This is a genomic window from Myxacorys sp., from assembly GCF_059501405.1.
This window is the reverse complement of sequence record NZ_JCACCM010000178.1, coordinates 1-7,339: the sequence shown is the minus strand read 5'-3', so window position 1 is coordinate 7,339 and position 7,339 is coordinate 1. Positions and strand designations below refer to the sequence as shown.

Here is a 7,339-nt window from a genome sequence, read left to right as displayed (position 1 = left end):
TATGAATTTGGACGGGCGGTTTGACTGATGAATCCCCATGTCTAGAACACGACCCCCAAGCAGATTGGCTTGATACGTCTCGATACACATAGAGCTATGGGCGCTGAGATATGGGGAACCTAATCCCAATCAACGACGATCGCTAGCTCTATACCAATGCCAAATCGTGGTATGGAAACTGCGGTAATTTCGGTTGACAGTAGAAGTTTTTTTGCAGGTAGACAAACTGAGTGCCTAGCTCTAAAGTTTTTGAATGGATTAGCGCACGGCGTAGCTCCGAACCTTTGGAGCGTTGCGACAGATATTCACGCTGCCGAGCACCCTTATCAGCATCTCTATGTGGCGAAGGTTGGGAGAGAAATTTGTTCAGTGGCGTTGCTTCGGTGCAATGGCGATCGGCTCTTCGGCAACGGCGATCGCACTGCAATTGACAGGAGCATTTCAACTGCTGGAGCTAACAACCTTCGATCACTGGATTCGGCTGCGCCCAGCTGCACCGATTGACCGTCGGGTTGTGCTGGTCACAATTGATGAGCAAGATATTGCTCGATTGCGTCGTTCTGCGATTTCGGATGAGACATTAGCAACGCTGCTGCAAAAGCTCAAGCAGCACCGCCCAAGCGTTATTGGTTTAAATCTCTATCGCGATCTGCCGGTCGAACCAGGGCATCAGGCACTGTTAGATGTTTTTGCTACGACTCCAAACTTAATTGGGGTGGAGAAAGTGCTGAGTGCGCCCAATGACTCGGCGATCGCAGCCCCGCCGATTTTGCGCGATCGCGATCAGGTTGCTGCTAGTGATTTAGTCCCCGATATCGATGGCAGGATTCGACGCGGGCTAATCTCAATGCGCATCAGTAGCTCGTCTGGAAAGCAGACCAAAACAATTCTGACGTTGGGAACGAAACTTGCCTTGATCTACTTAGCGTCGAAGCAGATTGAACCAGAAAGAATTGATCCGGATGGGACGCGCATTCGGCTTGGCAAAACACAACTCGTAGCATTAGAAAACCACGAAGGGGGGTATGTGCGAGCCGATATTGGCGGCTATCAGATTTTGACGAACGTTCGTCGAGAGCATCTAGAGTTCTCTAGAATTTCGCTAACGGATGTTTTGCAGGATAAAATTCCTGCCAATTTAATCGCAGGGCGGATTGTTTTTGTCGGGGCAACCGCTGCCAGTTTGGGAGGTCGGTTTTATACCTCCCATACCACGAGTGTTGAAACTCAATCATCGGGTGTAGAACTGCAAGCGAGTCTTGCCAACCAGTTAGTCAGCGCTGCTCTCGATGGAGGGCCTTTGCTAAGAGGCCTTTCTGAACCGCTTGAATGGAGTTGGATTTTTCTATGGTCGTGTGTCGGCACTGGGCTGGGCGGACTGCTGCGATCGCCTCGTTCAGGCATGGTTGCGATTCCTGTGACGGTAGTTGGATTATTTGGGGGAGTGTATATTCTGTTTCTAGGAGGCTGGTGGCTTCCGACCGCTTCAGCGATCGCAGCGTTGGGCGGGGCTGGATTAGCCAGTCGAGGACTGCTGATGTGGAAACAGTTGCAGCAGTCTAATCAAGCATTAAGTGACTATGCAAAAACACTAGAACTTAAAGTTCAGGAACGCACCCATGAACTGATTCAGCAAAACTTAGTGTTGGAAAGAGCAAGGCAAGAAGCAGAAGCGGCCAATCGAGCGAAGACTACTTTTCTTGCCAATATTAATCACGAACTACGAACGCCACTATCTATCATTTATAGCAGTAGCGAACTGATTGCCTACGATAAATCACTCAATCCAAAACATCGAGAACGACTATCGACTATCGATCGCAGCGTACAACACTTGTTGAATTTAATTAACAGCGTTCTGGAGTTAGCTAGACTAGAGGCAGAAGTTGTAGAACCTGAACTACAAGCTGTATCGTTGTGGGCTGAATTAGAAGCGCTGCAACTCATGTTTCGCCCTCAAGCCGTGGCAAAAGGGCTTGAATTTTGCTGCATTTATGCTCCCGATCTGCCAAAAACTATTCAAACGGATGGGCAAAAGCTGCGTCAGGTTTTGATCAATTTGCTAAACAATGCAATTAAATTTACCGATAGTGGACGGATTACGCTACGAGTTTTTTCCCGTCCTGCGGCTCAAAAAAATTCTGAGCAGTTGCATTTTGAAGTTGAAGACACTGGAGCAGGTATTGCCCCAGATGAATTAGAGCAGCTTTTTCAGGCGTTTGTGCAGACAGAGTCAGGGCGTAAATCGAGACAAGGAACGGGATTAGGATTAGCGATCAGTCGTCAGTTTATAAAGTTGATGGGCAGCGAGATTCAGGTTCAAAGCAAGATTGGAGGGGGAACTAAATTTTCATTTGCGCTGCCATTACAAACAATGAAATCTATTGAATCTATTATCTAATTGCATATCTATTTACTTATGTATTACCTGATTGTGTATACATCATATCAACCGTGCTGCAACTTGCACTTTACTTAACTTCCGAACCAATCGTTTTGCTTGATGTAAATACAATGGAAATGGCAACTGGGCAGGTAATGCAGCCATCAATCCTCTAGCAGTGCTGATGTCGCAGCCTGATATCCGTACGATCTCAGCGGCTCCATCAAACGTCGCATCGTGAGACATTGCGTTTTTGAGCTGCACCCTGTGCGATCGCGGTGCTAACACTCCCTGCTCAATGCGTTTGAGTCCTTCAATTGGCGCAATTACGACTAAGCGATCGCTCACCTTTACCCAAGGCGGTTTTGAGATTGCCGACGAGCAACGGCATATGAGGAGATCCCAGAGCGGGTGCTGTTTCATGAATGTCAACAAACGGCTGCTTGAGGTCTTGCAGTAAGAGAGCAATCCGTTGCCCTAACCGTCCTAAGCCAACCAGAACAACATGATCGTTTTTCGGGATTGGTGGTCGTCTCGTAAACTGAAACCGCTTGTACTAAAGCTTTACACGCTCCTCCTAGAAGATTTGCGTGCGGTTTTCAAAAAACCAGATATTCTGTTGTGGGTCTCCGAAATTTTCCTGATAGAAAGCGATTTGTTCTGTTAAAGAATACAACTCCATTTCAGCAACGCGCCGTTTGTCCTCTTCCTTTAAGTACGAACATCGTCCCCCATGTTTCCTCCCCCATTCATTGCCCAGCCTGACTTTAACGTTGTTTCTAATTCACTTGCTCAAATTGCTCACCATGTCAAAGGCTTGAGCCGTGGTTCCTCTAAAGTTGCGCGAAGCGCTAATCCCACCGAGCAAGTCAATCAAAACTCTCTAAAAGTGCTTCCTGCCGTTGCTCATCCCGAACGAAACGGTCAGCGTCCTGAATTTTCTCGCCCAGCGTTCATCTCGCCTCAGCGCGGTTCCTGTGGAGTAGCGCCCTGCGCCAATCGGGCGACGCCGCGATCGGGTGGTCAACTCTATGCTCAACGTCTCGCCGCTCTTCGTGAGGGGAAGCTTTACACCCGGCTGCCGATCGATAGTTTTAGTAACGCGTGGCAGCAAACCTCGCAGCAGCCAACCTACAAGCAATGGCGTGACCTCCTGGCTTTAGAAGCAAAAGCTGTGTCTGCTCGGCAATCGAGTCGCGATTTGTCGGTGTTGCTGGGTGATTCACTCAGTTTATGGTTTCCGAGCGATCGCTTGCCAAGTGATCAACTTTGGTTAAACCAAGGCATTTCTGGCGATACGACTCGCAACATACTGGCGCGATTGTCTGCTTTTGGGAAAGCTCGTCCTAAGCTGATTTATCTGATGGCGGGCGTCAATGACCTGAAGTTGGGAGCCACCGATACAGAAATTGTGTGGAATCTACAAACCATTGTGCGACGGCTGCGAACCGAGCATCCTCACGCTCAACTGATTGTGCAGTCCATTTTGCCAACGCGATCGCCGATGATCCAAAACGCTCGAATTCCGGTGATCAATCGGCAGATCGCCGCGATCGCACAGCGAGAAGGAGCGACTTATTTAGATTTGTATTCTCAGTTTGTGGCGCAAGATGGCGAGTTGATGCCAGCCTACACCGTAGATGGAATTCACCTCAGCGCTCAAGGCTACGAGCGGTGGCAATCAGTGGTACAACGCGCAGAACTGCGGCTTGCGCGAGGCACTTAAGAAGAATTCAGGATGAGGATGGTGTCACTTCTAAGAGCTGCTACCAATAGCGTCTAACATTGCTAAATAAAAATGTTTTCTCTATTTGTAGCGTCTCTTGGAGATGATCATGTATCTTGTACTCTAGAGCTAGACTATTAGATAAAGTATAAATGTACTGAATTCTAACGCTAGAGGTCTAAGTTCATCCCTCCTCCCTCATTCTTCATCCCTACCATGAACGTTCCTCGCTTGCATCCAGATACGATCGAGCAAGTCAAACAACGAGCCGATATTGTCGATGTCGTCTCTGAGCATGTTGTGCTGAAGAAGCAAGGGAAAGACTTCACTGGTTTGTGTCCATTCCACGATGACAAGTCTCCCAGCTTTAGCGTCAGTCCTAGTAAGCAGTTCTACTACTGCTTTAGCTGCGGAGCAGGCGGAAATGCCATCAAGTTCTTAATGGAACTCGGTAAGCGCAACTTTAGCGAGGTGGTTTTAGAGTTAGCCAAAAAGTATCAAGTTTCGGTTCAAACGCTTCAAGTCGAAGAACGACAAGAACTCCAGCGACAAATATCGGTTCGTGAGCAGCTTTATGAAATTCTGGCGATCGCAGCCAAATTCTACGAGCATGCGCTGCATCAATCTCAAGGACGTGCCGCACTTACCTATTTGCGGGAAGACCGTAAACTCAGTCCAGCAACGATCGGGCAGTTTGGGTTGGGCTACGCTCCGGGCGGATGGGAAACGCTGCACGACTATCTGGTTGAGCAGAAAAAATATCCGGTGGCGTTGGTGGAGAAAGCAGGATTGGTGGTGCCGCGCAAGACAGGCGATGGCTACTACGACAGGTTCCGCGATCGCTTAATGATTCCGATCCACGATTTGCAAGGACGGGTGATTGGATTTGGCGGTCGAACCTTGAGCGACGAACAGCCGAAATATTTGAATTCTCCCGAAACTGAGCTATTTGATAAAGGAAAAACCTTATTTGGGTTAGATAAAGCGCGCGCTGCGATCGCAAAACAAGACCAAGCTGTGGTCGTCGAAGGCTACTTTGACGTGATTGCTCTTCACGCCGCCGGAATCGCTAACGCGGTTGCGTCATTGGGAACGGCGCTCAGCATTGCCCAAGTCCGGCAGCTTTTGCGCTTCAGCGAATCAAAGCGCGTGATTTTTAACTTTGACGCCGATCGCGCTGGAGTCCAAGCCGCAGAACGCGCGATCGGAGAAGTCGCTGCACTTGCCTATCAAGGGGAAGTCCGGCTTCATGTTCTCAATATTCCTAACGGCAAAGATCCAGACGACTTTCTCAAGTCTCATCCCTCCAAAGACTATCAATCCTTGCTCGATCAGGCTCCGCTTTGGATTGACTGGCAAATCCAGCAAGTCTTGCTGCACAAAGACCTGAAGCAGCCGAATCACTTTGAGCAAGCCGCTGTAGAAATCGTGTCGTTGCTGGGAAATTTGCCAAATCCTAACTTGCGGACGCATTACATTCAGCACGCTGCGGAATTGTTGAGCCAAAATAACAGCCGTCTCATGCCGCAAATTGAGGAGAACTTGCGGCTGCAAGTGCGTGGTCAACGCTGGCACGGACGATCGCAAAAATGGCAAACTCCTGGCGATCGCACGCTGCTTGAAGAATGCGAATCTCAACTGCTGCGAATTTATCTTCAGTCACCAGAGCATCGCCACCTCATTACCGAAGCGTTGGAGGCTCAGGACTTAGACTTTAGCCTGTCGCATCATCGCTTCTTGTGGCGACAAATTCAAGAGATTCAGAAAGACCAGAATCCCTCTGATCTAATGGAACAACTGCGCGATCGCTGCACCGAGTTTCCCCGCGAAATGAATCAAGTGTATGCGCTGTTTGAGCTAGACGAAAAAACGCAACTGGATGTTCTGCGATCGCCCTTAGTGATTCGCTCCGCCCTCGCAGGCATGGAGCAAGTCATGTGCGACAAGCGCCGACGCCATTTTCTAGATCTCTGGAAAGTCACCGATTGCGTCGCAACTCCGGAGTTAGGACAGTACTATGTTCAGAAGATGCAGGCAGAAGAACAGCGACTCAAAGAACTCGATCGTCAGCGTCGCACCAATTTTACTGATCTCGTAAAAGTTCCTCTGGAGCAGTCCCTCTAATTGCAAAACTGCTTAGTCACAGTACAGTTTAATTGAGTTACAAGGTATCATCCTTGCAAAGGTGATATGGCATCCAGTATTCTGGACGATTGTTGTTTTGAATCACTTCATCAAAAATTTTGATGAGCCAGTCTTCAAAAGAGTTGGCAATAACGTGTTCTGCTTGCCACTCTTCAAACAAACAATCATGTTCACTATCGAGTACTTTGTACTCTGAATCAACAGAACTTGTGATATCAAAACTGCAAAAATCGCCTGTACCTATATAGCCTAAATAACAGAAAGCAATATATTTTTTCTCACCATCATCCTCGACATAAACTACATCTTGCTCTTGATTAAATGGAACAAGAGCACTTGTACTTTGAATCAGAATTCCGCTATCAGCCCACCAAGATGTCGTACTCTGAATATTCTCAAATCTCGGCTGGTCGCTGCAAAAAAGATGCGCTCCGTTACTAAATTTCAAAAATTCTTTGTAGCTATTAGGCAGGACGAATCCAAGCTCTTCTTCACAGCGCCGAATTTCATCCTGAGTAGCAGGAGAATTGAATTTGAACCCTAGTTGAGTGTTTTGAGCTTTTAATATTTTTTGTGTTTGCTCAATCTTCTCTGGACGCCATGTATACATAAGCTATCTAAGTTTTCAAGGAAAGAGATTTTGACTAACGGATAGGCTTCACTCTGTCTTTCTTTTTGCTTTCAATTCGTCAAATATCCTTATGGCTCTCTCATCTTCTCGCTTAAGTTCTTCTTCCGTTTTCGTTTCTGGAGCAAATTCAATCTCCTCCAACCTCTTTCTTTCTTCCTCCATTTCTTGTCTCTGTTTTGGTGTTCTCTGCGCCATCTCTCTCGCGAACGCATCAGCTTGGTCTTGCTGAGCTTTTCTTTCCATCTCCTCTATCTTCTTCAGCACATTATCAGGCAATATAATTTCATTTTCTTTTGAACTATGGTTTGAGTTTTGCGTCATTAGTTTAACCTCACTAATTGCAAATCTGCCTGCATTTGAAGAGCCAGAAAAGGATCCAACCATAGCCGAAGTGATCGCTATAGCCCTACTAATCCAGGTTAGGACGTATAGTAGAGCCATAATGCATGATCAA

6 protein-coding genes are annotated in these 7,339 nt (G+C 47.5%); 3 read left to right on the top strand and 3 right to left on the bottom strand.

The window, feature by feature from the left end; all coding sequences use genetic code 11:
* Positions 1 to 337 precede the first annotated feature (337 nt).
* Positions 338 to 2,401: a CHASE2 domain-containing protein gene (locus AC5I6P_RS25305; protein ID WP_495696546.1), complete on the top strand. Its 2,064-nt coding sequence runs from the start codon at positions 338 to 340 to the stop codon at positions 2,399 to 2,401.
* Positions 2,402 to 2,443: 42 nt separating this feature from the next.
* On the opposite strand, the gene AC5I6P_RS25300 is transcribed toward AC5I6P_RS25305, so the two are convergent.
* Positions 2,444 to 2,806 carry a hypothetical protein gene (locus AC5I6P_RS25300; protein ID WP_495696545.1) on the bottom strand — a complete coding sequence of 121 codons (363 nt, stop codon included), beginning with the start codon at positions 2,804 to 2,806 and terminating at the stop codon, positions 2,444 to 2,446.
* A 310-nt stretch (positions 2,807 to 3,116) separates the two neighbouring features.
* Here AC5I6P_RS25300 and AC5I6P_RS25295 point away from each other — a divergent pair, with 310 nt between their 5' ends.
* Together AC5I6P_RS25295 and dnaG are read left to right on the top strand one after the other, a co-directional pair.
* A complete protein-coding gene (locus AC5I6P_RS25295) occupies positions 3,117 to 4,109 on the top strand; it encodes a GDSL-type esterase/lipase family protein (protein WP_495696544.1) in 993 nt (330 codons plus the stop codon).
* 216 nt (positions 4,110 to 4,325) lie between these two features.
* Complete coding sequence (gene dnaG / locus AC5I6P_RS25290) at positions 4,326 to 6,233, top strand: DNA primase (protein ID WP_495696543.1); 1,908 nt, start codon at positions 4,326 to 4,328, stop codon at positions 6,231 to 6,233.
* A 37-nt stretch (positions 6,234 to 6,270) separates the two neighbouring features.
* Here dnaG and AC5I6P_RS25285 read toward each other — a convergent pair whose 3' ends face one another.
* Positions 6,271 to 6,864, bottom strand: a complete 594-nt coding sequence (locus AC5I6P_RS25285) for an SMI1/KNR4 family protein (RefSeq protein WP_495696542.1) — start codon at positions 6,862 to 6,864, stop codon at positions 6,271 to 6,273.
* Between the two features lie 48 nt (positions 6,865 to 6,912).
* A complete protein-coding gene (locus AC5I6P_RS25280; protein ID WP_495696541.1) occupies positions 6,913 to 7,326 on the bottom strand; it encodes a hypothetical protein in 414 nt (137 codons plus the stop codon).
* Positions 7,327 to 7,339: the final 13 nt, after the last annotated feature.